The following is a 24281-nucleotide window of genomic DNA, read 5'->3' as shown; positions in this document are numbered from 1 at the left end:
ATTTCTGCGGTTTGACACCCGCGAGGGGGCAGTGAACCATTGAGGCATGACTCACCTTCTCGTTGTCGTCATTAGCCAGCGCGCGGATCATCCGTAGCCTGTCACCACGACACGTTCCGCGCGCCCCTACCGACACCGGAGGGGCTTTTTTAGTGCGGGGACGGATGCGAGCGGGTCAACCAAGGAAAGGGAACGAAGAGATGGCAGCCACGCCCCCGGCCCAGAAGTCGGCCGCCGGGACTGCGCAGAGCGCAGCGCCGGCGAAGCCGACACCGTCCAGCGTGCGGAGGAGTTCGACGCCCGAGGTCCTCACCGGCGCGCAGGCGATCGTCCGCAGCCTCGAGCGCCTCGGCATCGACACCGTCTTCGGACTTCCCGGCGGCACCATCCTCCCCACCTACGATCCGCTCTTCGAGACCGAGAAGATCCGCCACATCCTCGTCCGCCACGAGCAGGGCGCCGGCCATGCCGCCGAGGGCTACGCGGCGGCCTCGGGCAAGCTGGGCGTGTGCATCGCGACCTCGGGCCCTGGGGCGACGAACCTCATCACCGCGCTCGCCGACGCCCACATGGACTCGGTGCCCGTGCTCGCGATCACCGGTCAGCAGAGTTCGAAGCTGCTCGGCACCGACGCCTTCCAGGAGGCCGACATCGTCGGGATGACGATGCCGGTGACCAAGCACAGCTTCCTCGTCACCCGGCCCGAGGACATTCCATCAGCGATCGTCAACGCCCATCACATCGCCACGACCGGGCGCCCCGGACCGGTCCTCGTCGACATCACGAAGGATGCGCAGACGGGCACGGCCCCGTTCGTCTGGCCCGAGGAGGCCCAGCTGCCGGGCTACCGCCCCATCCTCAAGCCGCACGCGAAGCAGATCCGGGAGGCCGCCCGCCTCATCGCCGAGGCGCACCGTCCCGTCTTCTACATCGGCGGCGGCGTCATCCGCTCGGAGGCGGAGAAGGAGCTCCTGCGGCTCGCCGAGGCGACGAACATCCCCGTGGTCACCACCCTCATGGCCCGCGGCGCGTTCCCCGACTCCCATCCGCTCCACCTCGGGATGCCCGGCATGCACGGCAGCGTGCCGGCCGTGACGTCGTTCCAGAAGGCTGACCTCCTCATCGCCATCGGTGCCCGCTTCGATGACCGGGTGACGGGCAACCTCGATTCGTTCGCCCCGAACGCCCAGGTCATCCACGCCGACATCGACCCGGCGGAGATCGGGAAGAACCGCGCGGCCGAGGTCGCCATCGTCGGCGACGCCCGTGAGGTCCTCGCGGAGATCCTCACCGAGCTGCGGAACAAGCACCCGGAGGCGCTCGAGCGCCAGCGGGAGCCGTGGTGGCGCTTCCTCACCCGACTCAAGCGGACCTACCCGCGCGGCTACTCCAAGCACGGCGAGCTCTGCGACCCGCAGTACGTCATCTCCCGGATCTCCGCACTCACCGGACCCGAGGCGATCTATGCCGCAGGCGTCGGCCAGCACCAGATGTGGGCGGCGCAGTTCGTCGAGTTCGAACGGCCGCGCTCATGGCTGAACTCGGGCGGGCTCGGCACGATGGGCTACTCGGTGCCTGCGGCGATGGGCGCGAAGGTCGCCGAACCCGACCGCGTGGTCTGGGCCATCGACGGCGACGGCTGCTTCCAGATGACCAATCAGGAGCTCGCGACGTGCGCGCTCGACGGCATTCCGATCAAGGTCGCCATCATCAACAACTCGTCGCTGGGCATGGTGCGCCAGTGGCAGACCCTCTTCTACGACGGCCGCTACTCGAACACCGACCTCAACACCGGGCACGAGACGATCCGGATCCCTGACTTCGTGGGTCTCGCCGAGGCGTACGGCTGCTTCGCGCTGCGCGTGGACAGCAATGACGACGTCGATTCGGCGATCGAGCAGGCGCTGGCGATCAACGACCGGCCCGTCGTCCTCGACTTCACGGTCCCACCCGATGCGATGGTGTGGCCGATGGTCGCCGCCGGGGTCTCGAACGATGAGATCGAGTACGCCCGCGGCGTCCGCCCCGACTTCGACGGTGACGGCGACGGACCGATCGAGACGGTCATCGAAGAGGGCGATTCCGAGGACAACGACACGCTGCGCTCCGTGGCTCAGATCGAAGGAGGCCTGGAATGACGAGCAGGCACACGCTCTCCGTCCTCGTCGAGAACAAGCCCGGTGTGCTCACACGCTTCACCGGACTCATCGCTCGCCGCGGGTTCAACATCCACAGCCTCGCCGTCGGCGTCACCGAACACGACGAGCTCTCTCGGATCACGGTCGTCGTCGACGTCGGCGACGTCCCGCTCGAGCAGGTGACGAAGCAGCTGAACAAGCTCGTCAACGTCATCAAGATCGTCGAGCTCGAACCCGATTCCTCGGTGCGCCGGGCCCACGTCATCTACAAGGTCAAGGCCAACGCTGCCACGCGACCCCAGGTCGCGGCCGCCGTCGAGATGTTCCGCGGCTCGATCGTCGACGTCTCCACGGACTCCGTGTGCGTCGAGGCGACCGGTGAGCTCGGCAAGGTCGAGGCCCTTCGCGACGTCCTCGAGCCCTTCGGGATCAAGGAGATCGTCCAGTCCGGCACCGTCGCGATCGGGCGCGGACCGAAGTCGATCACCGACCGGGCCCTGCGCGGCTGAGCCGGCGATCGACCGGGCCCTGCGCGGCTGAGCCGGCGACCGACCGGCACCGACACCGCGTTCCATGGAGTGGAACGACAGTCATCTCAACAAGTGAACATTGGTACCGAACTGTGAAACAATGGGGCCATCACCCCGAAACCTCGAAGGAGCTAGAACCATGGCAGAACGCTTTTACGACGACGATGCCGACCTGTCGCTGATCCAGGGCAAGAAGGTCGCCGTCATCGGCTACGGCAGTCAGGGCCACGCTCACGCACTGAGCCTGCGCGACTCCGGCGCCGAAGTCCGCATCGGACTCAAGGAGGGTTCGTCGAGCCGGGACAAGGCCGCCGCCGAAGGGCTTGAGGTCGGCACCCCCGCCGAGGTGGCCGCTTGGGCCGATGTCATCACCATCGCCGCTCCCGATCAGGTGCAGGCTGAGATCTTCGAGAACGAGGTCAAGGACCAGCTCACCCCGGGCAAGGCCCTCGTCTTCATCCACGGCTTCAACATCCGCTACGGCTACATCAAGGCCCCCGAGGGCGTCGACGTCGTCATGATCGCGCCGAAGGGCCCCGGCCACGTCGTCCGCCGTGAGTACGTCGACGGCCGCGGTGTGCCCGTCCTCGTCGCCGTCGAGGTCGACGCGACCGGCCACGCGTGGGAACTCGCGCTCTCCTACGCGAAGGCGATCGGCGGCCTCCGTGCTGGCGGCATCAAGACGACCTTCACCGAGGAGACCGAGACCGACCTCTTCGGCGAGCAGACCGTGCTCTGCGGCGGCGTCTCCCACCTCGTCCAGTACGGCTTCGAGGTCCTCACCGAGGCCGGCTACCAGCCGGAGATCGCCTACTTCGAGGTCCTCCACGAGCTCAAGCTCATCGTCGACCTCATGGTCGAGGGCGGCATCGCCAAGCAGCGCTGGTCGATCTCCGACACCGCCGAGTACGGCGACTACGTCTCCGGCCCCCGGGTGATCACCCCCGAGGTCAAGGAGAACATGGAGAGCGTCCTCGTCGACATCCAGAACGGCACCTTCGCCGAGCGCTTCATGAACGACCAGAAGAACGGCGGCACGGAGTTCAAGGAGCTGCGCGCCAAGGAGGAGAAGCACCCGATCGAGGCCACCGGCCGCGAGCTGCGGAAGATGTTCGCGTGGCTCAAGGACACCGACGACGACTACACCGAGGGCACTGCCGCTCGCTGATCGTCTGCCCGGGTGGACCGGGAGATCGAAGGCGCCGAGGGAATCGCCTCCCTCGGCGCCTTCGTCGTGCTGTGCCGCGAGCCGGATCGCCTACGCCGCGAGCCGCGCCGCGCGTCTGGCGGCCTGGACCGCGGGATCAGGCACCGGTGCGGACTCGATGAGCTCCCGGGTGTAGGGCTGCTGCGGGTCGGTGAGCACCTGCCTGCTCGATCCCTCCTCGACGATGCGCCCGTCGCGGAGGACGATGACGCTCGAGGCGAGCTGTTCGACGACGGCGAGGTCGTGGCTGATGAACAGGCACGCGAACTCGCGGACCTCGTGGAGGTCGGCGAGGAGCCGGAGCACTCCGCGCTGGACGGAGACGTCGAGGGCCGAGGTCGGTTCGTCGGCGATGAGCAGTTTCGGGCGCAGCGCGAGCGCGCGGGCGATCGCGACACGCTGCCGCTGGCCGCCGGAGAGCTCGTGCGGGTAGCGCTCGGCGAAGTCGGCCGGCAGCTGGACGTCGGTGAGCAGCTCGATCACCCGTGCCTCGATCTGCCGGGTTCGCAGGTCGGTGTGGACGCGCAGCGGCTCGGCGATCTGCGAGCCGACCGACCGGCGCGGATTGAGCGAGCCGCGCGGGTCCTGGAAGACGACGCCGACCTCTGCCCGGTGCCGCCGTTGTCGTCGGTTCGGGCGGGTGGTCACGAGTTCGCCGTCGACGAACGCCTCACCTGAGGTCAGCGCCTGCCCGCCGGTGAGGACGTTGGCGATCGTCGATTTGCCCGAGCCCGACTCGCCGACGAGCCCGGTGATCTGCCCTGCGGGAACGACGAGGCTGACGTCGTCGAGGGCGACGACCCGGCGGCCCGAGGAGCGGTGGACGACGGTGGCGTGCCGCAGCTCGGCTGCGGGCACTGGGCCGGTCGCGGACCCTGCGGCTGCGCGGGACTCGACGCCCGCGCGGGGCCCGACGTCCGCGCGGGACCCGGCATCCGTCCGGGACCCGGCAGCCGCCTCGGCGGGGGAGTCGTCCCTCCGCGCGACGACCGCGGAGAGCCGCGGCACGGCGGCGAGCAGCTCCCGGGTGTAGGCCGAGGTCGGGGCGGAGAAGATCCGGCTGACCGGACCCGTCTCGACGATGCGGCCGTCCTTCATCACGGCCACTCGGTCGGCGATGTCGGCGACGACGCCCATGTCGTGGGTGATGAGGAGGACGGCCTGGCCGGCCTGCGCCTGGGCGAGGAGGAGGTCGAGGATGCCCGTCTGCACGGTGACGTCGAGGGCCGTGGTCGGCTCGTCGGCGATGAGGACCTGCGGTGAGTTGATCGTCGCGAGCGCGATCATCGCCCGCTGCAGCTGGCCGCCGGAGAGCTCGTGCGGGAAGGCCCGGGCGACCTGCTCGGGGTCGCGCAGGCCGACGGTGCGCAGCTGCCGGACCACCCGCTCTCCGAGGTCCGGCCCGGGACGGCGGGTATGGGCACGGACCGCCTCGGCGATCTGATGGCCGACTCGGAACATCGGGTTGAACGCGCTCATCGGCTCCTGGAAGACGACACCGACCCGCTCCCCGCGGATCGCCCGCAGCCGTTCCTGATCGAGGCCGACGAGGTCGACACCCTCAGTCGCCGAGGCGGGGGCCGGTCCCGCCGATGCGGGGGCCGGTCCTGCCGGGGCGGCGGTGCCCTCCTCGGCGCACAGGAGTACCGAACCGGACTCGCTCGCCCCCGGCACGAGGCCGAGGGGAGCGAGTGCGGTGACGGACTTGCCCGACCCGGATTCGCCGACGAGGGCGAGGATCGAGCCCGGGACGAGATCGAAGGACACGTCCCGGGTGACCTGGCGGGAGCCGAAGGAGACCGAGTAGTCCCGGTAGCGCAGCGCGGGATGCGGACTCGTCATCTCAGCCCTTGAGGGAGGCCTTGAAGTACACGGGGTAGGCCGGGAACTCCCCGATGATGAAGTTCTCGACGTTCGAGCCGTGGAGGAAGGAGTTCTTGTTGTACGTCAGCGGCACGACGGGCGCGTCCTCCATGATCCGGCGGTCGGCTTCGGCCCACACCTTCTGCGCCTCGGTCGGATCGACGGTCTCGGTCGCCTTCCTGATGAGCGCGTCGACCTCCTTGTTCGAGTAGCGGGAGAGGTTGTAGTTGCCGTTGCCGATCTGCGAGGAGTCGAAGAGCGGCTGGATGTTGCCGTTGGCCGAGGGGAAGTCCGGCTGCCACGACCCGAGCACGAGGTCGTAGTCGGCGTCGTTGGCCGTGGCATCGGCGGAGTACGTGTTCGCGTCGACGGACTTGATCTCGACGGTGATGCCCGCTCTGCTGAGAGCCTGCTGGATCGCCTCGGCCTGCGCGACGAAGGTCGCGGAGTTCTGCGTGAGCAGGGTGAGCGTGCCGAGGTCGGCGCCGGCCTCGGCGAGCAGGGACTTCGCCTTCTCGACGTCGCCGCCGGGCTCTGCCGGGTAGAGGTTGTACTCCTCACGTCCGGGAATGCCCGGCGTGATGAGCGTCGTCGCATAGTCACCGGAGATCTCCCCGCCGCCGGCGATGCGGAACGTGTTCTTGTCCACCGCGTAGTTGATCGCCTGGCGGACCTTGACGTCGTCGAGGCCGGGGCGCTCGGTGTTCATCGCGAGGTAGGCGAGCGCGCCGGGTCCGGAGGTGACGAGCCGGGACTTCGCGTTCGGATCGTTCTGGACCTGCGCGAGCTGGGAGGCAGGCACGAAGCTCGCGGAGAACCCGTTCTTCGCATCACCGGAATCGGAGATGAGCGCCTGAGAGGTCACCGAGGCGTCCTGGCCGAGCTTGAAGACCACCGAATCGGGTCCGGCCGTGCGCACCGGGTCGGTGTCCTGCTGCCACTGGTCGTTGCGGGTGAGCACCGCTTCGGCACCGGACTGGTTCGACTCGACCTTGTAGGGACCCGAGGCGATCGGGTCGATGCCGTACCGGCTCGGGTCGTCCTCGCCCTCGGGCACGGGGGAGAAGGCCGGCATCGAGACGATCCAAGGGAAGTCGCCGAAGGAGGAGTTGAGGCGGAAGACGATGGTCTTCTCATCCGGGGTCTCGATCGAGGCGAGGTCCTCGCCCTTGAACGGGCCCTGGTATTCGGCGCCGCCCTCGAGCAGACCCTTGTGGTAGCTCAGGCCGCCGGAGAGCTCGGTGGAGAAGGAGCGTTCGATGCCGTACTTGATGTCCTGCGTCGTGATCGGCTGGCCGTTCTCGTACTTGAGTCCGTCCTTGAGGGTGAACGTCCACGTCTTCCCGTCGTTGCTGACCGTGCCGGTGTCGGTGGCGAGGTCCGGGACGACCTTGCCGGGCTTGTCGGGCTGGATGTCCCACGTCGTCAGCCGGCGGTGGACGAGGGAGAGCGAGGTGATCGCGAGTCCCTGGCTCTTGCCGGGGTCGAAGTCGATGTCGGGAGCGTCGGTGAAGATGTTGAGCGTCCCGCCCTTCTGCGTCTCACCGAGGGTGTTGCCCTGCGAGTCGTCGTTGAGGCCGGGGTTGGCGTTGCAGCCGGTGAGCACGAGGCCGAGGGCGAGGGTGGCGGCGGCGAGGCCGATGCGCTTCATGATGGTCCTTTGCGTGGAGTGGGTGGAGTGGAGTCGAGTGTCTGAGCGGCTGTGGTCTGGGTGCCTGGGGTCTGGGCGTGCGGGGCCCGCAGGCGCCGACATCGCTGCCGCCGACATCGGCGCCGGTGCTGTGTCAGTCGGTGCGGCGGGAGCCGGGAGGGCAGGGTCATCGGGCGGCTCCGATCCGCGGGTCGAGGACGGAGTAGCTGAGGTCGGCGATGAGGTTGGCGATGATGACGACGGCGGCGGCGAAGAGGGTGACGCCGACGATGACCTGGATGTCGAGGCTGGCGACCGATTCGAGGAGCAGGGTGCCGACCCCGCCGAGCGCGAAGACCTTCTCCGTGATCACCGCCCCGCCGAGCAGGCCGCCGATGTCGATGGCGAACAGCGTCGTCAGGGGCACGACGAGGTTGCGCAGACCGTGCTTGCCGACGACGACGGTCTCGCTCAGCCCCTTCGCCCGCGCTGTGCGGATGTAGTCCTGGCTGAGCACGTCGAGCATCTGCCCGCGGGTGAGCCTCGCATAGATCGCGCCGTTGGCGATCGCGAGCACCACCCAGGGCAGGATGAGATGGAACGCCCACAGCGCGGGGTTCTCCGTCAGCGGGACATACCCGCCGATAGGCAGGACGTTGAGGACGAAGCCGAAGAGGAGCACGCCGAGGAGGCCGAGCAGATACGTGGGTGCCGAGATCCCCGTGATCGCCGCCCCCATCACCGCGGAGTCGGTGAACGTGCCCCGCTTGAGTGCGGCGAGCAGCCCCGCGGCGATGCCGCCGATCGCCCAGAGCACCGCGGCGCCGAGGGTGAGCGAGAGCGTCACCGGCAGGCGCTCGAGGATGAGGGCGGTGACCGAGTCGCGCAGGCGGAACGAATACCCGAAGCACGGGGCATTGCAGTGGATGGCCGTCGCCCCCTCGCCGAAGGTGCGTCCGCCGATGATGCCGGCGAGGAAGTCGACGAGCTGCTTCCACCACGCCTGGTCGACGCCGAGGTAGCGCTCCACCTCGGCGAGGCGCTCGGGGGAGCAGGGCTTGCCGCACGAGAGCTGGGCCGGGTTGGTGGGCATGAGGTAGAAGATCGCGAAGCACGCGGCCGCGATGAGGAGGAGGACGACGAGTGCGCCGAGGATCCGGGAAACGATGAATCGGAGCCTCACGGCTGACCTCCTGCGCTCATCGGGTCGGCCTTCGCCGTCTCCCCGCCCCGCTCCTCGGCGGGGTCGAGGGCGTCGCGGAGACCGTCGCCGAACATGTTGAACCCGAGCGTGACGAGGAAGAGCGCCATGCCGGGGAAGATGAGGTACATCGGGTCGACCTGGACCCACGAGATCGCATCGGAGATCGAGCGCCCCCACGACGGGGTGGGCGGGTTGACGCCGACCCCAAGGAAGGACAGGGCCGCCTCGGCGCCGATCTTGCCGGGGATCGAGACGGTCGTGAAGACGATGACGGTGGCCGCGATGTTCGGCACGATCTCGCGGACGATGATGCGGGCCGACCCGGTGCCCTGTGCGGCGGCGGCACGGACGAAGCCTCGTTCGCGCAGGGACAGGGTCTCGCTGCGGACGACGCGGGCGACCTGCGGCCACCCGAAGAGGCCGATGACGAGGATGAGAAGGAGCGGGCGCGGGAAGCTCGCGGGCACGGTGGCCGAGAGCGCGATCGCGAAGATGAGGAACGGGAAGCCGAAGACGATGTCGGTCAGGCGCGAGAGTAGACGGTCGGCGATTCCGCCGAAGAAGCCGGCGATGAGCCCGATCGCGACCCCGACGGCCACGGACACGACCGTCGCGGCGAGCCCGATGAGGAGGGAGACCTGGGCGCCGTAGGTGACGATCGCGAAGAGGTCCCGGCCCGTGCGCGGTTCGACCCCGAACCAGTGTTGAGCACTCATTCCGCCCAGGGGCCCCGCCGGTGCCGTGTCCGGACCGAGGAGATCGGGGTTGTACGCGTAGGGGCTGTTGCCGGTCAGCCACGAGAAGACCGGGGCGAGGACGGCGAGGAGGACGAAGAGGACGACGAGTCCGAGGCCGATCATCGCGGGGCGTGACCGGCGCAGTCGCGACCAGACGGTGTCTGAGCGACCGCGGCTGCGCGTCGGAGTGGGCATCGGGGTCCTTCGATTCGTGGTCGGCTGGGCCAATCGCGTCCGGGATCGCCGAACTGCTCAACAATTATGCGCCTGATCGTCGCCTGTGCAAAGTCGTGAAGTTCCGTGACAGCCGCAGCCGGTGACCGCGGGTGACGGCAGGTGAGTCGGGGCGGGGCCGCGCGCTGCCGAGGGCCAGGTCACAGAGCCGGTGTTAGAGTCGCAGGGAGGACCACCCGGCCCACCCTCGAGGAAGGCGACATTGTGACGAACTACCGCTTCGAGAGCTTCACCCCCGCCTTCGACGAGTCGACGGGAGAGCCGGATGAGAGGACGAAGGGCTACTTCGCCTCGACGAGCGTCGGCTTCCACGACTCTCGGTCGACCGATGAGGCGCTGAAGAAGCGCGTCCAGCGCGCGATCGACGATGACCGTCGGCTCACCGCCGTCTATGCCGAGAGCGAATACGAGTACGCGCTCGACTCCGGCATCCCCGTGGCGACGTTCGCGTGGTTCGAGAAGCTCGTCAACGTCGGCGGCGGCCGGCTCGTGCCCGCCCATCTCATCACGTGGGTGACCGTGCGCCCGACGCATCGCCGGCGCGGACTGCTCCGATCGATGATGACGACCGACCTCGCCGAGGCGAAGGCCGCCGGCTACCCGTTCGCCGCACTCACCGCGACCGAGGGCGGCATCTACTCCCGCTACGGCTTCGGGGTGGCGACGTGGTCGCACGCGATCGAGGTCGACACCTCGCCGGGCTTCCAGATGATCCGCGAACCCGACCGGCGGGTCGAGATGTGCCTGCCGAGCGTCCTGCGCGAACTCGCCCCGAAGATCTACGGCGAGTTCATGCGCACCTCACCGGGTGCGATGGAGAGGCAGCAGACCTACATCGAGCGGGCCACGGGGGATCTCAACACCGAGACGGGGGAGGCCGACCGCGGGGTCCGTGCCGCGCTCCACTTCGGTGAGGACGGGCAGCCAGACGGCTACGTGTCCTACAAATTCGCGGGCTGGTCGGTCAAGCCGCCGACGATCGAGCTCATCGACTTCGTCGCCGCCACCGATGCCGCCTACGCCTCGCTGTGGTCGTTCCTCGCCGCGATCGATCTCTCGAGCAGGGTGACGTTCGGCGAATCGGCCGAGGACTCACCGCTGCCGTGGCTGCTCACCGACTCCCGCCGGGTGCGGACGACGTCGACCGAGGACAACATCTGGATCCGGATCCTCGACGTCAAGGCCGCCCTCGAGGCCCGCCCCTGGTACGTCGCGGGCACCCTCGTGCTCGAGATAGACGACCCGCAGGAGCTCACCGGCGGCAAGTTCCGCATCACCTCCGACGGGGAGAACGCCGTCGTCGAGACCGCCTCCGAGTCGACCCCTGCCGACCTCAGCCTCGGCATCGCCGAGCTCGGTTCGCTCTACTTCGGCGGTGCCGACCCCGTCATCCTCGTCCGCGCCGGACGCATCGAGGAGAACGTCCCCGGTGCCGCCGTGCAGGCGAGTGCGATGTTCAGCCTCGGGCGGATGCCGTACTCGCCGAACGGGTTCTGAGGACTTTCCCAGAATCTGAGATCTCGTGAACGCTTTCCCGGACTCACCTAGGATGGGCCCGTCCCGGAACCCTAAGGAGTCTGTTCGTGCCCAAGCCCATCGTGCTCATCGCCGAAAACCTGTCACCGGCCACCATCGACGCGCTCGGGGGTGACTTCGAGATCCGTCACACGGACGGCGCCGACCGCTCCCAGCTCCTGGACTCCATCGTCGATGCCGACGCGATCCTCGTCCGCTCGGCCACGCAGGTCGACGCCGAGGCGATCGCCGCGGCGAAGAGGCTCAAGGTCATCGCCCGCGCCGGGGTCGGACTCGACAACGTCGACGTCCCGGCCGCCACCTCGGCGGGTGTCATGGTCGTCAACGCCCCCACCTCGAACATCATCTCCGCCGCCGAGCTGACGATGGCCCACATCCTCGCCTCGGCGCGGTACTTCGGGGCCGGCAACACCTCGCTCAAGGCGGGGGAGTGGAAGCGCTCGACGTTCACCGGCGTCGAACTCTACGAGAAGACGCTCGGCATCGTCGGGCTCGGGCGCATCGGCGGGCTCGTCGCCGAGCGCGCGAAGGCTTTCGGCATGCGGCTGGTCGGCTACGACCCTTACATCACGCAGGCCCGCGCCGCCCAGATGGGCGTCGAGGTCGTCGACCTGCCCGGGCTCCTCGCCGTCTCCGACTTCGTCACCGTCCACATGCCCAAGACCCCGGAGACCATCGGGATGATCGGGGCCGAGCAGTTCGCCCAGGCCAAGCCCGGTGCCCGCTTCGTCAACGTCGCCCGCGGCGGCATCATCGATGAGGACGCCCTCGCCGAGGCGGTCGCCGCCGGGACCGTCGGAGGCGCTGGCATCGACGTGTGGAACGTCGAACCCCCCGAGCACTCGGCGCTCATGGAGCTCGACGCCGTCAACGTCACCCCGCACCTCGGCGCCTCGACGGCCGAAGCCCAGGAGAAGGCCGGGGTCGCGGTCGCGAAGTCCGTGCGCAAGGCGCTCGCCGGTGAGCTCGTCCCCGACGCCGTCAACGTCGCCGGCGGTGCGATCCACGAGGACGTCCGGCCGGGCATCCCGCTCGCCGAACGTCTGGGACGCGTCGTCAACGCCCTCGCCGAGTCCTCGGTCACCCACTTCAAGGTCGAGGTCAACGGGGAGATCGCGGACAAGGACGTCTCCGTCCTCAAGCTCTCCGCGCTCAAGGGCCTGTTCAAGGATGTCGTGTCCGACCAGGTCTCCTACGTCAACGCCCCGCTGCTCGCCGAGGAGCGCGGGATCGGCGTCGAACTCGTCACCGACCCCTACTGCGAGTCCTTCCGCAACGTCACCCGCCTGACGGCGACGACCGGGGACGGTCAGCGGATCACGGTCGCCGGCACCGTGACCGGGCCGAAGCTCGTCCAGAAGCTCACCGAGGTCGACGGCTACGACCTCGAGATCGAGCTCACCGACAACCTCCTCATCTTCCGCTACGAGGACCGCCCCGGCATCATCGGCCAGCTCGGCCTCGCTCTCGGAGCCAACGAGATCAACATCGCGGGCATGCAGGTCTCACCGTCGGCCGAGGGCAGCGAGGCGCTCTCCGTCATGGCCGTCGACACGGCCGTGCCCGAAGAGGTCGTGCGCGCCGTGGCCGGGGCCGTCAATGCCTCGGCGTTCTCCGCGGTCTCCCTCGAGGAGGACTGAGGACCGCTATGATGGTCGCTGCACGAGGATCAGCCGATCCGTGCAGCGACCATCGCCGGTCCGGTGATGTCTCGCCTCCTCGGTGACAGCGCCGTCGGCGTTCACACCACGAAGGAACCCATGACCGAAACACCGCAGTCCCCTCTGCCCGCTGACGGAGGCGCCCCGGCCGCCGTCTCCCCGCAGGCCGCATCCGGCCGCACCGATCTCTCCCAGCCGCTGCCGGGAGCCTCCTTCCCGCAGGTGGTGCGCCGCTTCTTCAAGAAGTACACGGTCTTCACCGGCCGTGCCTCCCGCAGCGAATTCTGGTGGGCCTACCTCCTCGTCGCCGTGCTCTCGCTCATCCCCAACGTGATCATGATGATCGGTCTGAGCATCGGCGCGTCCTGGGCGGCGGCGAACCCCAAGGTCACCGAGCTCGGCGTCGACCCCACGACGGGTGAGGCGGTGACGGTCGAGACCGCTCCGGGGATCGTCAACCACCCGCCGGCCGCGATCCTCATCTTCGTCGGCCTCGCGCTCCTCATCGTCGTCGGCCTCGCCGTCATCGTCCCCTTCCTCGCCGTCGTCGTCCGTCGCCTCCACGACGCGAACATGGCAGGACCGATGGCCTTCCTCCTGCTCGTTCCGTTCGTCGGAACCCTCATCGTGCTCGTCCTCATGCTCCTGCCCTCGAAGCCCGAGGGCGCACGGTTCGACCGCGCCTGAGCCCGACGCCCGTCCTCACGACGCCGGCCCCGTCAGAACTCTGACGGGGCCGGAGTCGTATCGGCGAGGATGCCGCGGGTGTCGCGAATTCGGCGGGTTCCGCGCGTGGCGGGCGTAGCGGATTCCGCGGATTCCGCGCGTGGCGGGTGCAGCGCGGGAGGCTACCTCGCGAGCAGCGGTGAGCGGGTGCGCAGGGCCACCCAGATCCAGAACGCGTCGGCGAGCATCGCCGCCGAGAGGCCGAGCAGGGCACCGGCGATCGTGTCGGTGAGCCAGTGGACCTGGAGTGCTGTGCGCGACCACATCATCGCGAGGATCCAGACGGGGACGAGGACCATGGACCAGTGGAAACGCAGTCGGGTCGAGTCCGGGCCCCGGCCGGAACGTGCATGGGCGATGATGAGGGCGAGACTGAGCGCCAGGGCGGCAGCGCCCATCGAATGCCCGGACGGGTAGGAGAAGCCGAGGGAGTTGTAGAGCTGATCGCCGGGGCGCAGCCGTTCGACGACCGCCTTGATGGCCTCGGACAGTCCGACGCCGAGCAGCATCGTCGTGACGATGACAGCGGCTGCGCGCAGTCGGCGCAGCAGGACGAGGATCCCAGCGGCCACGCCAGTGCAGACGACGGCGCCCGTCGCCCCTCCCACCTCGGCGAGGGTGACGCAGATCCAGTACGGCACGGAGTCGACGGGGACCTTGACGAGCTGCGCCCACCACGTGTCGAGAACGGTCGGCCCGACGATGCTCAGCCGCAGCCAGAGCCCGAAGGCGAGGACCGCGAAGAGCGCGGGAACCGTCGCCCACAGAGCCCAGCGGGGGATGCGGACGATGGGGTGGGCGGAGTCTGCGGGCGGGCGGATCAGGCGTTCCAGAGACCGTAGGTGTCCGCGAGCGAGGCGATCTTCTTCGCGCGGGCGAGACGGGGCAGGTACGAGCCGTCGGTGATCTCGGATCCGCCCTCGGCCGCCGCGAGCATCTGCCGGGCCCACGCGCGCTCGTCCTCGCTCGGGCTCATCGCCTCATTGAGGGCATTGACCTGATCGAGGGCGAGCACGAGCTTGCCGGTCATGCCCATCTGGTGGGTGACGTCGGCGTCCGCGCGCACCTGCTCGTCGCTCGCATCAGCGGCCGAGGGGCCGTCGATGGCACCGGGCAACCCGCCCATGCGCGAAGCGATGGTCAGGCGCGAACGGGCGTAGGCGAGCGCCATGGGATCGCCGGAGAAGCCGGTGTCCTTGCGGAAGTCGTTCGTGCCGAAGGCGAGGCGGAAGGTGCCGGGTGCCTCGGCGATCTTCGTCGCGTTCTCGACTCCGCGGGCGGACTCGAGGAGGGCGATGACGGGCAGGCCGGCCTTCGCGCGCATCGCGGTGTAGGAGACCTGTTCGGGGCGTTCGGTCTCCGGGAGCATGACACCGCGCAGACCCGGCAGGGTGGCGACGGCGGCGAGGTCGTCGTCCCAGAACTCCGACTCCATCTTGTTGATGCGCACCCACGCCGACATCCCCGACTCGAGCGCACGGACGACGTTGTCGCGGGCATCGAGCTTCTTGTCCTCGGCCACGGAGGCCTCGAGGTCGAAGATCACCGAATCGGCCTCCGAGGCCTGCGCCGGAGCGAAGAGCTCCTCCTTCGCCGCGTTGACGAGCAGCCACGAGCGGGAGAGCTTGGCGGGGAGGGAGGCGGCGCGGCGGTTGCGGATCGTTTCAGTCAAGGATCGACTTTCTCTCGGGACTCGGTGGTTCTGCCAGTTCCATCTTCGTGCCTTGCAGGGTGGAATTGTAGCCGTGTGCGAAGATTGGGACGTGAAATTGTCCACGTCAGCGGTCTGGCGAGGCTGACACCCGGCTGGAGACGAGCCCACTTGCCGCCTCGTCCGCATGATGGGACACGGTAGTTGCATCATGAGATGCGCCTTAGGGTGGCGGCATGAAGTTCTCAATTGCGGTCATGCCCGGCGACGGAATCGGCACCGAGGTCGTCCCCGAAGGGCTCAAGGTCCTCCAGCGTGCGATCGAGGTCTCGGGCGAACCGGTCGAACTCGAGCTCACCGACTACGAGGTCGGCGCGAAGCGCTGGCATGCCACAGGCGAGACGCTCACCGACGAGGACCTCGAATCCCTGCGGGGCCACGACGCGATCTTCTTCGGCGCATGCGGCGACCCCAGCGTCCCCTCCGGGGTGCTCGAGCGCGGGGTCATCCTCAAGATGCGCTTCGGCCTCGGCCACGCCGTCAACCTCCGGCCCTCGAAGCTCTACGCCGGCGTCGAGTCGCCCCTGGCCGCGCGCCCCGAGATCGACTTCGTCGTCGTCCGCGAGGGCACGGAGGGCTCGTACACGGGCATGGGCGGCTCGGTCCGCACGGACACCCCGCATGAGGTCGCCACCGAGGTCTCGGTGAACACGTGGTACGGCGTCGAGCGCGCCGTCCGCGACGCCTTCGCGCGCGCACAGTCGCGGCGGAAGAAGCTCACGTACGTCCACAAGCACAACGTCATGGTCCACGCCGGCCACCTGTGGCGACGGGTCGTGGAGAAGGTCGGCGAGGAGTTCCCCGAGGTCGCGGTCAACTACGAGCACACGGACGCGTGCACGATCTACATGGTCACCGACCCGCAGCGCTACGACGTCATCGTCACCGACAACCTCTTCGGCGACATCCTCACCGACCTCGCCGCCGCCGTCACCGGAGGCATCGGGCTGGCCGCCTCGGGCAACCTCAACGTCGAAGGCACGGCCCCGAGTCTCTTCGAGCCGATCCACGGTTCGGCCCCCGACATCGCCGGTCAGCAGATCGCCGACCCGACCGCCTCGATCCTCTCCGGCGCGCTCATGGCCTCCCACCTCGGCCTCGAGACCGTGGCCAAGGCCATCGAAGCGGCCGTCGAGGCCGACCTCGCCGAACGCGACGGGACGCAGCGGACCACCGCCGAGGTGGGCGACGCGATCGCCGCGCGCCTGGGCTGAGGGGCCGGTCGCCTCGGCGGGAATCCCACCCCACCCCCGATGCGAGGATGCCGGACCGATGGACTACCCTGAGACGTGGTAGGCCTCACACACGTCGAAAGAGCTCTGATGACTGAATTCGCCATCCTCAGGAACATCCAGCCGCAGCCCGAGCTGGTGCGCGAGGACATCAAGAAGGATCCCGGGTTCGGGCAGTACTTCACCGACCACATGGCGCACATCCGCTACACGAACGATGACGGGTGGCAGGCGCACGAGGTCAAGCCGTACGGTCCGCTCGTGCTCGATCCGGCGGCAGCGGTCTTCCACTACGCGCAGGAGATCTTCGAGGGGCTCAAGGCCTACCGTCACGCTGACGGCTCGGTGTGGACGTTCCGGCCCGACCGCAATGCCGCGCGCATCAACCGCTCGGCCGAACGCCTCGCGCTGCCGCAGCTGAGCGAAGAGGACTTCATCGAGTCGCTCAAGGCCCTCGTCTCGACCGACGAGAAGTGGGTGCCGACGCCGGGCACCGACGCCGACGAGTCGAGCCTCTACCTGCGCCCGTTCATGATCGCCTCGGAGCGGTTCCTCGGAGTGCGCGCCAGCCACGAGGTCGACTACTACGTCATCGCCTCGCCGGCCGGACCGTACTTCGCCGGCGGCATCAAGCCCGTGTCGATCTGGCTGTCGAAGAAGCTCAACCGCGCCGGCTCCGGCGGCACCGGCTTCGCCAAGTGCGGCGGGAACTACGCGTCCTCGCTGCTCGCGCAGAAGGAGGCCGCGGAGAAGGGCTGCCAGCAGGTGCTCTTCACCGACGCCGAGGAGCACAAGTACATCGACGAGCTCGGCGGCATGAACCTCATGCTCGTGACCAAGGACGGGCAGCTGCTCACGCCGGCCCTCAGCGACACCATCCTCGACGGGGTGACCCGCCGTTCGCTGCTCGACCTCGCCCCCGAACTCGGCCTCGAGCCGGTCGAACGCCAGCTCACCGTCGACGAATGGCGCGAAGGTGCGGAGAACGGTGACATCGTCGAGGCCTTCGCGTGCGGCACCGCCGCGGTCATCACCCCGATCAGCAAGCTCGTCAGCGACGACTTCACGATCGACCACGGGGACACCCCCGGCGAGAAGACGATGGCCTTGCGCAAGGCACTCCTCGACATCCAGTACGGCCGCGTCGAGGACAAGCACAACTGGCTCGTCCGCCTGGCCTGAGGCGGTGTTGCCGCGCCAGCGGTTTCGCCTGGCCTGTGTGGCGTGGGTGGCCCGTGCGGTCTGAACGGCCTTTGCGGCTTGACGGTCTGCGTGGCGCGAGCAGCTTGCGTGGCCTGTGAGGCCCGAGCCGCCTGTGTGCCGGCCCCGAAAGGTGGATCCAGTTCGAAATCGTCTCGTTCTTCGAACCGGATCCACCTTTCTGGCGTCCGTGCCCGCCCCCGGGCGTCCGTGTCCTCCTCCGGGCGCGGGTGTCCGCCACCGGGCGTGGGAGCCCGTCCCCGGCGCGGGTGCGAGACTCCGGCGCGGGTGCCTGCCTCTTGCGCGAGCGCCCGCCCCCGGCGCGCACCTGCTGAGTGTTTTGCGCGTCCGTGCGTTAAACGTTGTACTGTGTCCCCGTGACTGCACCGTCTTCGACCTCCGTACCCACGGCCTCCGACGTCATCGCGAACCTGCCGTGGAAGTGGCGCACGCAGGGCGCCATCTTCATCATCGGCGGCCTCGGCTTCATGTTCGACGCGTGGGACGTCGCCCTCAACGGGTTCCTCATCCCGTTGCTCAGCGACCATTGGGACCTCAGTGTGGGGCAGGCGGCGTGGATCGCCACCGCCAACCTCATCGGCATGGCCCTCGGCGCGTTCGTCTGGGGAGGCATCGCCGATGTCATCGGGCGCAAGAAGGCGTTCACCCTCACGCTGCTCGTCTTCTCGATCTTCACCGTCGCCGGAGCGTTCTCTCCCGAGTTCGGGTGGTTCATCGTCTTCCGCTTCCTTGCCGGCTTCGGCTTGGGCGGCTGCATCCCGGTCGACTACGCACTCGTCGGTGAGTTCACGCCGAAGCGTCATCGCGGCCGCGTGCTCACCGCGATGGACGGGTGGTGGCCGATCGGTGCGTCTCTGTGCGCGTTCGTCTCCGCCTGGCTGCTGACGATGGGGGACTGGCGGCTGATCATGCTCGTCATGATCATCCCCGCACTGCTCACCGTCGCCGTCCGGTTCGGGATCCCCGAATCGCCTCTCTATCTCGCCTCCGTCGGCCGCTACGCCGAGGCGGACGCGGTCATCGCGCGCCTCGTCGAGCGCACCGGCGCCGACGTGCCGGCCTGGACGCACGACGCACCCGGCGATGCGGGACCGCTGACGACCGACAGCCTCGGCGAGGGGAGACAGGGCACCGTTGAGTCCTCCGCTGGAATCATCACCTCCGTCAACGGTCGGCTGCGGGCCGCCACGGGACAGCTCGCACAGCTGTGGCAGTACTCGGCGAAGACGACGCTGGTGTCGTGGGCCCTCTTCGTCTCCGTCCTCCTTGTCTACTACGCGGCACTGACATGGCTGCCGGGGATCCTCAAGCGGCAAGGGCTCGGCGACCAGGCGGCGTTCCTCGTCACAGGGTCGATGACCGCGGTCGGCATCCTCGGCGTCGTCGTCTCGGCGCTCCTCGTCGAACGCCTGGGGCGCAAATGGGTGCTCGGTGTCAGTGCGATCGTCTCCGCGGTGCTCCTCGTCGGCGTCGCCGTCTTCATCGAAGCATCGGGATCGGAGCTGAGCTTCGCGGCGAAGGCGAGCGTCATCGGGTTCGGTTTCGTCATCCAGATTGCGATCCCCACGCTCTACACCTACGTCTCCGAGCTCTACCCGACCCGCCTGCGCGGGTCCGGTTTCGGGTGGGCGTCGGCGGCCTCGCGGATCGCCACCGGCATCGCGCCGCTCGTCTTCGGTGCGTACATGTGGCCGGTCCTCGGGCTCGTGACGACCTTCGCACTCACCGGTGTCCTCGTCGTCGTCGCCGTTGCGCTCATGGCGCTCCTCGCCAGGGAGACGACAGGGGAGAAGCTCACCTGAGGCAGACGTCGACGGTCGCCGACCCCGGCAGGCATCGTCGAACGTGGCGTTCCCAGCCCGGCGCGCCTGCGGCCGAAGCAGACGCGACCCGGCAGAGTCGGCAGCGCTCGGACCGACCGGCAGCCATCGGACGAAATGGGCCTTGACCAGGAAGAACGTTCACGGCGAATCTCGTGTCAGTGCTGCGGTCTAGGGTACTGAGCATGGAAGCAGAGTCGGTTTCAGACGTCATCGCGGACATCGCCCGCTGGCGCGAGACGCTGTCCGCCCTGCCTCCCGCACGGACCGAACGTGAGGCGATCGACCGCATCACGGCCCTGGAGGAGCTCACCTCCGCAGCGGCGGCGGCACAGGCCCGCGAGACCCTGACCTTCGACATGCACCGGCGCAACCGCGAAGCCGAGGACGGGGTGCCCAGCGACCGGCAGGGACGTGGAGTCGGCGCCGAGATCGGGCTCGCCCGCAAGTTCTCCCGCGCCCGGGGCAGCAGGTTCCTCGGGTTCTCCCGCACGCTGCTCATGGACCTCCCGCACACATACGCGGCTCTCAGACAGGGTGAGATCTCCGAGGAGAAGGCTCGCCTCGTCGCGACCGAGACCGCATGGCTGCCGCGGGATAAGCGGCAGCAGGTCGATGAGAGGATGGCCGACCGGCTCGCCGAGGTGGGGGTGCGCCGGCTCGGCAGCGAAGTCCGCGCGCTGGCTCAGAAGCTCGACCAGGTCGCAGCGGTGCGGCACCTCGACCACTGCAAGGAGGAGCGGTGCGTGAGCGTGCGCCCGGCGCCCGGCAACATGGCCTACCTCACCGCCTTCCTCCCGATGCCGGAGGCGGTCGCCGCATACGCCAACCTCTCCAAGGCCGCCGCCGCTCGAGTCGGCACCGGCGCCTCGGGCGGGTGCACGCAGAGTCAGACGATGGCCGACCTGCTCGTTGAGCGCGTCACCGGGCAGGACAGCGCGGACGCGATCCCGCTCGAAGTCCTCGTCGTGATGAATGACGAGACACTGTTCGACGACGGTGACGAGCCCGCATGGCTTCCCGGCTTCGGGCCGATCCCCGCCGGCGCGGCGCGATCCCTCATCGCCGACGACCCCGGCGCGGTGTTCCTGCGCAGAATGTATGCGAGACCGACCGACGGTCAGCTCGTCGCCATGGATTCGAGTCGGCGGGAGTTCTCCGGTCTGCTGAGGCGAATGATCACCGTTCGCGACGACGTGTGCCGCACACCGTGGTGCGAGGCGACCATCAAGCACGTCGACCACGCGACTCCCGTCGCCGCGGGAGGCGCGACGAGCTGGGACAACGCCTCCGGCCTGTGCGCTGCCTGCAACTACATCAAAGAACTGCCCGGGTGGCGCCATCGAACCTCAGCCACCGAGCTGTCGGTGACGACGCCGACCGGTCACCGCTACACCGTATCCACCCGCCCGATCGACGCCAGATCCACCTGCCCGGTCGACGCCAGACCGCGATCGCCCGGAGCGGCGCAGGAGGAGGGTCAGGCTCGTGCTCCGGGGTCGCCGCCCAGGACGATCGCCATCCTCGCGGAGACTGCGGCGGTGCCGAAGGACGAACGAGTCCTCATCGATCCGTCGCTGGTCGCACCGCCTCCGGTCGGACCTCCTCGGCTCGGACCGTCTCTGGTCGGACCACCTCAGGTCGGACCGTCGCAGGTCGGGCTGACGTCTCGGTCGAGTCCGCGCCCGACACGCCGTCAGCCGCTCGACTCCGCGGGATCCGTGCGTGAGGACAGCCCGTGCGAGAGGCGACTGCGGAACGACCTCGTCGCCAGAGCAGCTCCGTGATCGGGCATCTCGGACCGTTCTGAAGAATCGTGATCGAGAACCACTGTGCCGAAGGATCTCGGGATACCGTGAGGTTTTCCACGGCCCGAATTCTCCTTCCGTTCAGTGGCCCGACTACTCAAGTCGTTAAGCTGGTCATATGAATGACCGTTCCGGCGCCGATTCAGCGAAGACGGCGGATGTGATCCAACCGGTCGAACTCGTCTGGGGTCTTCCCGGTGGCCTCGGAGACCGGTGGACGCCCGTCGAGTCGGCTGCCGGTGTACACGGTGTGCTGCCGCCGCCGTCCGAGGTCGGTGACCTCTACGGTGCGGCTGCGGCCGAACCCCCGCTCAACGAGGACCGGAAGTACGCGCTTCTCTTCGCCGACGTCTACGAGGCCTCCGTGCGGAAGGGGCAGGTGCTCGCCGCCCTCGCCCGCTCGGCCGAGGACGGCCGCCTCCGCGCCATCGCGTACGGTCACTTCTGGGCCTGGGCGGAACAGGACTACGAGTGGGCCTACGAGCTCAGGGAGTCCCTCGGCGACGCCGCGCCCGTCCTCGAATGGACGTTCGCCCTCAACCTCCTCGCCAGGGATCCCCGCCTCCGCGCCGCCGGGCTCGGGCGACGCACCCTCGAGTCCTGGCTGCGCGGAATCTCCGGCTACGGCTGCTGGCTCCAGACCGACGATATCGACAGCCCGGCTCGCCGCCTCTACGGAAGCCTCGGCTTCACCGCCATCGGACACGGGCCGCAGGCCCCCAACGGCGAGCCCGGCCTCGTCATGTTCCGTCCGCCGCAATGATGACGTTCTGAGACGCACGTCACCGCCTGACCTGGCAAGATGGGACCATGAGCAGCTCATTGACAGAAGCCCACGACCAGACCCCTGACCTCGACGACGACTTCCTCTGGCTCGAGGACATCCACGGAGATGACCCTCTCGACTGGGTCCGCGAGGAGAATGAGGCGACCCTCGCCCGCTTCCGCGACGATCTCTTCGACCGCATGTCCGCTGAGATCCTCACGGCCCTCGACTCCGACGACCGCATCCCGATGGTCACCAAGCGCGGCGGGCACCTCTACAACTTCTGGCGCGACAAGGACCACCCCAAGGGCCTGTGGCGCCGCACCACGTGGGACAGCTACACCACAGACGACCCCGACTGGGAGATCCTTCTCGACGTCGATGAACTCGCCCGCGCCGAGGACACCCCCTGGGTGTGGTCGGGAGCGTCGGTGAAGCGACCGGACCACACACGCGCGCTCATCTCACTCTCCCCGGACGGCGGCGATGCCCACCGCGTCCGCGAGTTCGACCTCGAGACGAAGCAGTTCGTCGACGACGGCTTCGACCTCCCCACGGCCAAGTCCCGCTTCGCGTGGCTCGACGCCGATACGATCCTCGTCGCGACCGACACCGGATCCGATTCCCTGACGACCTCCTCCTACCCCCGGCAGGCGCGGGCACTCACCCGAGGACAGGGCATCGACGAGGCACCCATCGTCGCCGAGGTGCCCCGCGACCACGTCGCGATCTACGTCGGCTCCGACGTCGGCGGCCGCAATGTCGACCGCGCGGTCACCGTCGATGCCATCGACTTCTTCAATTCCCGGGCGAGCTTCATCGACCTCGACGATCTCCGCGGACCGGACCACGCCCTGCCGAGGACCGCCTCGTCGTGGGAGGACGCCTGGATCCCCGTCGACGTCCCCACCGACGTCTCCGTCGGAATCGACGACGACTTCGTCCTCTTCCGACCGCAGTCGGACTGGGACGCAGGCACGGTCGTCGTTCCCGCCGGCGGACTCGCCGCGGCCCCGACCGCCGAGGTCAAGGCCGGCACCATCCGACCCCGGCTGATCTTCACCCCTGACGCCCACACCGCGTTGGCGTCGTGGTCGTGGACTCGCGACCGGCTCGTCCTCGAACTGCTCCGAGACGTCCAGTCCGAGCTCGTCGTCCTCGACCCGAGCGACGACTTCGCCTCCGCGCCGCTCCCCGGCGTAGAGGCGAACCATATGGTCAGCTTCGCCCCCGTCGACCCCGACGATGACGCCACCGCCAACGACTACTGGCTCGTGAGCACCGGCTTCCTCACCCCCTCGACGCTCTCCTACGGCAGCCTCGGCGACGCAGCCGGCGCTCAGGCGTCGGCGCCTGAGGTGATCAAGTCCTCGCCTGCGCTCTTCGACTCAGAGGGCCTCACCGTCGAACAGCACTTCGCGACGAGCGCCGACGGCACGCAGGTCCCCTACTTCCAGATCGCCGAGTCGGGTCTGGTGCTTGACGGCAACAACCCGACGCTCCTCGACGGCTACGGCGGATTCGAGGTCAGCCGCACGCCCGTCTACTCGCCCATCGTCGGCCTCGGCTGGCTCGCGCGGGAGACACAGGGCCGCGGCGCAGGGCGTGGCCACGACATCCCCGCAGGCCGTCGGGGGGTCTACGTGCTCGCCAACATCCGCGGCGGCGGCGAGTACGGACCGCAGTGGCACACCTCGGCGATGCGGGAGAACCGGATGCGCGCCTACGAGGACTATTCCGCCGTCGCGAGGGATCTCATCGACCGGGGCGTGACCCGGACCGAGGACCTCGGCTGCGCGGGCGGATCGAACGGCGGTCTCCTCGTCGGCAACATGCTCACCCAGTACCCCGAGCTCTTCGGCGCGGTCTCCTGCGGGGTTCCGCTGCTCGACATGCGCCGGTACACCAAGCTCAGCGCCGGGTACTCATGGAAGGCCGAGTACGGCGATCCCGACGACCCCGCGGACTGGGCCTTCATCCAGCACTTCTCGCCCTACCACCTTCTCGACCGCAGCGTCGACTACCCGCCCGTCCTCTTCTGGACCGCGACCTCCGATGATCGGGTGGGACCCGTGCAGGCACGGAAGATGGCGGCGCGCATGCAGGCGATGGGGATCCCTGACGTGTGGTTCTTCGAAGACACCGAAGGCGGCCACGCGGCGGCCTCGGACAACAAGCAGGCCGCGTTCGTGCGGGCGCTGAGCTACCGATTCCTCTGGAACGCGCTGACGGGGGAGTGAACCGGGGTCGCGCGGGC

General features: G+C 68.8%; 18 protein-coding genes. 12 read left to right on the top strand and 6 right to left on the bottom strand.

The genetic code is table 11. The features are described 5' to 3' along the window. Nucleotides 1–200: 200 nt before the first annotated feature. The 3 genes from AC0VYB_RS12850 to ilvC all read left to right on the top strand — a co-directional run bounded on the left by AC0VYB_RS12850 (nt 201) and on the right by ilvC (nt 3836). Nucleotides 201–2138, top strand: a complete 1938-nt coding sequence (locus tag AC0VYB_RS12850) for an acetolactate synthase large subunit (RefSeq protein WP_095375960.1) — start codon at nt 201–203, stop codon at nt 2136–2138. Continuing rightward, nucleotides 2135–2647 (top strand): acetolactate synthase small subunit, encoded by a 513-nt coding sequence (ilvN, locus tag AC0VYB_RS12845; protein WP_009378155.1) that lies wholly within the window; start codon nt 2135–2137, stop codon nt 2645–2647. The genes AC0VYB_RS12850 and ilvN overlap by 4 nt, the downstream gene beginning before the upstream one ends. Before the next feature lie 160 nt (nt 2648–2807). After that, nucleotides 2808–3836, top strand: a complete 1029-nt coding sequence (gene ilvC / locus AC0VYB_RS12840) for a ketol-acid reductoisomerase (RefSeq protein ID WP_063249084.1) — start codon at nt 2808–2810, stop codon at nt 3834–3836. Nucleotides 3837–3926: 90 nt separating this feature from the next. Here the strand turns inward: ilvC and AC0VYB_RS12835 are convergent, their stop codons facing one another. From AC0VYB_RS12835 to AC0VYB_RS12820, 4 genes are all read right to left on the bottom strand, one after another. Beyond that, on the bottom strand, nt 3927–5717 hold the full coding sequence (locus AC0VYB_RS12835; protein ID WP_095375959.1) for a dipeptide ABC transporter ATP-binding protein: 1791 nt from the start codon (nt 5715–5717) through the stop codon (nt 3927–3929). A 1-nt stretch (nt 5718) separates the two neighbouring features. After that, nucleotides 5719–7389, bottom strand: a complete 1671-nt coding sequence (locus AC0VYB_RS12830; protein WP_095375958.1) for an ABC transporter substrate-binding protein — start codon at nt 7387–7389, stop codon at nt 5719–5721. Nucleotides 7390–7555: 166 nt separating this feature from the next. Next, nucleotides 7556–8551, bottom strand: a complete 996-nt coding sequence (locus AC0VYB_RS12825) for an ABC transporter permease (protein WP_278373334.1) — start codon at nt 8549–8551, stop codon at nt 7556–7558. Next, nucleotides 8548–9504, bottom strand: coding sequence for an ABC transporter permease (locus AC0VYB_RS12820; RefSeq protein ID WP_475384737.1), 957 nt, complete (start codon nt 9502–9504; stop codon nt 8548–8550). Before AC0VYB_RS12820 ends, AC0VYB_RS12825 begins: the two co-directional genes overlap by 4 nt. Nucleotides 9505–9747: 243 nt before the next feature. On the opposite strand from AC0VYB_RS12820, the gene AC0VYB_RS12815 reads away from it, so the two are divergent. The 3 genes from AC0VYB_RS12815 (at nt 9748) to AC0VYB_RS12805 (ending at nt 13427) form a co-directional block, all read left to right on the top strand. Further along, nucleotides 9748–11040 carry a GNAT family N-acetyltransferase gene (locus AC0VYB_RS12815; protein ID WP_063249080.1) on the top strand — a complete coding sequence of 431 codons (1293 nt, stop codon included), beginning with the start codon at nt 9748–9750 and terminating at the stop codon, nt 11038–11040. Between the two features lie 86 nt (nt 11041–11126). Further along, nucleotides 11127–12719, top strand: a complete 1593-nt coding sequence (serA, locus tag AC0VYB_RS12810) for a phosphoglycerate dehydrogenase (protein ID WP_063249079.1) — start codon at nt 11127–11129, stop codon at nt 12717–12719. 120 nt (nt 12720–12839) lie between these two features. Further along, on the top strand, nt 12840–13427 hold the full coding sequence (locus AC0VYB_RS12805) for a DUF805 domain-containing protein (RefSeq protein WP_475384736.1): 588 nt from the start codon (nt 12840–12842) through the stop codon (nt 13425–13427). 161 nt (nt 13428–13588) lie between these two features. Here AC0VYB_RS12805 and AC0VYB_RS12800 read toward each other — a convergent pair whose 3' ends face one another. After that, nucleotides 13589–14107 carry a phosphatase PAP2 family protein gene (locus AC0VYB_RS12800; RefSeq protein ID WP_278373337.1) on the bottom strand — a complete coding sequence of 173 codons (519 nt, stop codon included), beginning with the start codon at nt 14105–14107 and terminating at the stop codon, nt 13589–13591. A 179-nt stretch (nt 14108–14286) separates the two neighbouring features. Next, a complete protein-coding gene (locus AC0VYB_RS12795; protein ID WP_278373338.1) occupies nt 14287–15138 on the bottom strand; it encodes an HpcH/HpaI aldolase/citrate lyase family protein in 852 nt (283 codons plus the stop codon). A gap of 215 nt (nt 15139–15353) precedes the next feature. Between AC0VYB_RS12795 and AC0VYB_RS12790 the strand changes: the two genes are divergently transcribed. The 6 genes from AC0VYB_RS12790 to AC0VYB_RS12765 all read left to right on the top strand — a co-directional run bounded on the left by AC0VYB_RS12790 (nt 15354) and on the right by AC0VYB_RS12765 (nt 24264). Next, entirely contained in the window at nt 15354–16391 is a 1038-nt protein-coding gene (locus AC0VYB_RS12790; protein ID WP_063249076.1) for a 3-isopropylmalate dehydrogenase, read from the top strand. 108 nt (nt 16392–16499) lie between these two features. Continuing rightward, on the top strand, nt 16500–17591 hold the full coding sequence (locus AC0VYB_RS12785; RefSeq protein ID WP_063249075.1) for a branched-chain amino acid aminotransferase: 1092 nt from the start codon (nt 16500–16502) through the stop codon (nt 17589–17591). 395 nt (nt 17592–17986) lie between these two features. Further along, a complete protein-coding gene (locus AC0VYB_RS12780) occupies nt 17987–19432 on the top strand; it encodes an MFS transporter (RefSeq protein WP_259801116.1) in 1446 nt (481 codons plus the stop codon). 203 nt (nt 19433–19635) lie between these two features. Next, nucleotides 19636–21237 (top strand): HNH endonuclease, encoded by a 1602-nt coding sequence (locus AC0VYB_RS12775; RefSeq protein WP_313450934.1) that lies wholly within the window; start codon nt 19636–19638, stop codon nt 21235–21237. A gap of 139 nt (nt 21238–21376) precedes the next feature. After that, the gene (locus tag AC0VYB_RS12770) at nt 21377–22021 is read left to right on the top strand and encodes an N-acetyltransferase (protein WP_063249072.1); all 645 of its coding nucleotides are present in this window, start codon (nt 21377–21379) and stop codon (nt 22019–22021) included. A gap of 47 nt (nt 22022–22068) precedes the next feature. Continuing rightward, nucleotides 22069–24264 carry a prolyl oligopeptidase family serine peptidase gene (locus AC0VYB_RS12765; RefSeq protein WP_278373340.1) on the top strand — a complete coding sequence of 732 codons (2196 nt, stop codon included), beginning with the start codon at nt 22069–22071 and terminating at the stop codon, nt 24262–24264. The last annotated feature ends 17 nt before the right edge of the window (nt 24265–24281 follow it).

This window comes from Brevibacterium sp. Z349TD_9 (assembly GCF_056173565.1).
Note: the sequence above shows the minus strand (reverse complement) of the source record. Positions and strands in the feature narration are given on the sequence as shown.

Coding starts and splice junctions, on each gene's coding strand:
- AC0VYB_RS12850 (WP_095375960.1), top strand. CDS start 201: ATGGCAGCCACGCCCCCGGCCCAGAAGTCGGCCGCCGGGACTGCGCAG.
- ilvN (WP_009378155.1), top strand. CDS start 2,135: ATGACGAGCAGGCACACGCTCTCCGTCCTCGTCGAGAACAAGCCCGGT.
- ilvC (WP_063249084.1), top strand. CDS start 2,808: ATGGCAGAACGCTTTTACGACGACGATGCCGACCTGTCGCTGATCCAG.
- AC0VYB_RS12835 (WP_095375959.1), bottom strand. CDS start 5,717: ATGACGAGTCCGCATCCCGCGCTGCGCTACCGGGACTACTCGGTCTCC.
- AC0VYB_RS12830 (WP_095375958.1), bottom strand. CDS start 7,389: ATGAAGCGCATCGGCCTCGCCGCCGCCACCCTCGCCCTCGGCCTCGTG.
- AC0VYB_RS12820 (WP_475384737.1), bottom strand. CDS start 9,504: ATGCCCACTCCGACGCGCAGCCGCGGTCGCTCAGACACCGTCTGGTCG.
- AC0VYB_RS12805 (WP_475384736.1), top strand. CDS start 12,840: ATGACCGAAACACCGCAGTCCCCTCTGCCCGCTGACGGAGGCGCCCCG.
- AC0VYB_RS12790 (WP_063249076.1), top strand. CDS start 15,354: ATGAAGTTCTCAATTGCGGTCATGCCCGGCGACGGAATCGGCACCGAG.
- AC0VYB_RS12785 (WP_063249075.1), top strand. CDS start 16,500: ATGACTGAATTCGCCATCCTCAGGAACATCCAGCCGCAGCCCGAGCTG.
- AC0VYB_RS12775 (WP_313450934.1), top strand. CDS start 19,636: ATGGAAGCAGAGTCGGTTTCAGACGTCATCGCGGACATCGCCCGCTGG.
- AC0VYB_RS12770 (WP_063249072.1), top strand. CDS start 21,377: ATGAATGACCGTTCCGGCGCCGATTCAGCGAAGACGGCGGATGTGATC.
- AC0VYB_RS12765 (WP_278373340.1), top strand. CDS start 22,069: ATGAGCAGCTCATTGACAGAAGCCCACGACCAGACCCCTGACCTCGAC.